The following is a 2,271-nucleotide window of genomic DNA, read 5'->3' as shown; positions in this document are numbered from 1 at the left end:
AGCAATGTTAATATTAAGTTATCTTGTGAAGATGGAGATAAGGTTTTAAGAGTGAATCAACCGCACAGTAATTGGTGTGATAGATCGCTTGAAGTTGAATGTTGGCAAGCCGCAATAGTGGCTAACATTGCACCAGTATTGATTTGGGTCAGTGATGATAAGCAAGTGTATCTGAGTGAGTTTATTCATCAACCAGAGACAGACTGGTCGATATTTGCCTCAATGCGCAGTCACTTATCGCTTGGGCAATCTACAAATCAATCCATTTTGGCTGTCGACGCAGTTCCTTTGCTTAGCGCTTTATTCTGTAAACTCAGTACGCTGCCAGTGCCTAATAAAAGTATTACAGTGACTGAGCAGTGGCAACAATACGCATATCAATTGGATTCATTAACTGAATCACAAATTGATCCGCAATGGCATGATGCGTGGCAGCAATTGTTACGCTTAAATGGGCTTGTTCGGCACTGGTTATCGCAGTTAGAAGCCTGTGTGTTGTTGCCCACTTTTTGTCATCGAGATTTAACTCCGCACAATTTACTGCTTAGCGGCAGAGCCCCTCATCAACTGTTTTGTATTGACTATGAATATGCTGTGGCGAGTCATCCGTTGTTCGATTTAGCCAGCGTTGTGGCCAGCCATCAGTTATCAACGATACAAGTGAACCAATTAATTGATAACGTCATTATGCAATATTGTCAGGCTGCTAGTCTTACCGATGTGGCAGCGGCAAAAGCTGCATTACCCGCCGCAATAAACTGTTTTTGGTTGTTTTCAGCCATGTGGGCATTACTGATGGCAGCCAAAGAACCACAAAAAGTCACACAATACTTACAATATTTTACACATTACTTTACATTAATCACTTGCTAATATGCTCCGATAACGTACAAGGTTCTTATAAAGTATAAGTATTGATAAAGGAATTATCTGTGTCTAAAAAATTGATTATCCTACTGTTTAGTTGCCTACTTTTTGTTGGCTGCTCAACCAAAATAAGTTATTTTTTTCTGGATTGGGCAATAGAGTGGGAAGTTGAAGAATACGTAGAGTTAACCTCAGATCAGCAAGACAAATTTGATGTCATTATTGAATCGTTTTTAGTTTGGCATCGCCAACAAGAGTTGCCGCGGTATCGTGATCAACTGTCTTTGTTATCAACACTGACAAATCAACAAACAATGACCCCAGAGCTATGGCTTAATCAAGTGTCAATGGCAAAGGCACATTGGCACCGTATTTTTGATTTTGTCATGCCTGAGCTGCTACCCATTATGGCGAGTTTATCCGATGAACAAGTTAATCAGGTACTGGTGCAGCTTAAAAAAGAACAACAAGAATTAATTGAAGAATATGCCGGTAAAGATCAAGCTGAATTGATAAAAGACTCCGATAAAAGAATTGCCAAACAATTATCTGAATGGACTGGCGACGCTACAGATGAACAAAAAAGTATTATTCACCAAGCTAATACAGAACGTTTAGCCACGTTAGACATGTGGCTTGAGTATCGCCATGAATGGCTAAGTCAATTTGAACAAGCACTGAAACGCCGTCAGCAAACTGACTACTTTACCCAACAAATGAAGTTGTTAATGATCTCGCCTGACGAGCTAAAATCTAAAGTTTATCGCGATAATGTAGATGAAAATACTCGAAAGTTTGGTTCAATGTTAATTGCGCTTAATAAAACATTTAGTCAAAAACAACGAAAGTACTTCGACAAAAAATTAGCTGAATTAGTAGAAGATTTAACTGAACTACACTTAGACAAATAATATCTATTTTTATCAGTTAGGCTTCAAAGCTGAAATATTTTTAATCTTCAGCGGGTCTATTACTACAACAACGATTTCAGTCAGGATTATTTATGCAGACACTAAGTGGATTATATCAGCAGTTTTTAAATGTGATTAAACATACAGAAGGCTTAGCTGCCTTAATGTTAAGGCTTTATCTTGCGCCAGTATTAATGCAGGCTGGTTACAACAAATTGTCACATTTTGAAGATACCGCAGCATGGTTTGGCAATCCCGACTGGGGACTCGGTTTACCTATGCCTGAAGTCATGACAGCGTTAGCAGCAGGCACTGAATTGTTCGGTGGTTTTTTACTGCTGATAGGTTTAGCCACTCGACTCGTTGCGTTACCGATGATGGTCACTATGTTAGTTGCTGTTTTTGCGGTGCATTTACCTAATGGTTGGTTGGCAATTGCTGACCCAAGTTCGTGGTTAGCGAATGAGCAAGTGTTGGCTTCAGCAGAAAAGCT

3 protein-coding genes are annotated in these 2,271 nt (G+C 39.5%); all 3 read left to right on the top strand.

Going from position 1 to position 2,271, the window contains the following annotated elements; genetic code table 11:
- Positions 1-873 (top strand): aminoglycoside phosphotransferase family protein (locus tag CXF78_RS20860; RefSeq protein ID WP_145991605.1); only part of this gene is annotated, 873 nt, incomplete at its 5' end.
- 59 nt (positions 874-932) lie between these two features.
- A complete protein-coding gene (locus tag CXF78_RS20855; protein ID WP_102037837.1) occupies positions 933-1,778 on the top strand; it encodes a DUF6279 family lipoprotein in 846 nt (281 codons plus the stop codon).
- A gap of 92 nt (positions 1,779-1,870) precedes the next feature.
- Positions 1,871-2,271 (top strand): HvfX family Cu-binding RiPP maturation protein (locus tag CXF78_RS20850; protein WP_102037836.1); only part of this gene is annotated, 401 nt, incomplete at its 3' end.

This window comes from Shewanella sp. 11B5, assembly GCF_002836795.1.
Classification (GTDB): domain Bacteria; phylum Pseudomonadota; class Gammaproteobacteria; order Enterobacterales; family Shewanellaceae; genus Shewanella; species Shewanella frigidimarina.
Note: the sequence above shows the minus strand (reverse complement) of the source record. Positions and strands in the feature narration are given on the sequence as shown.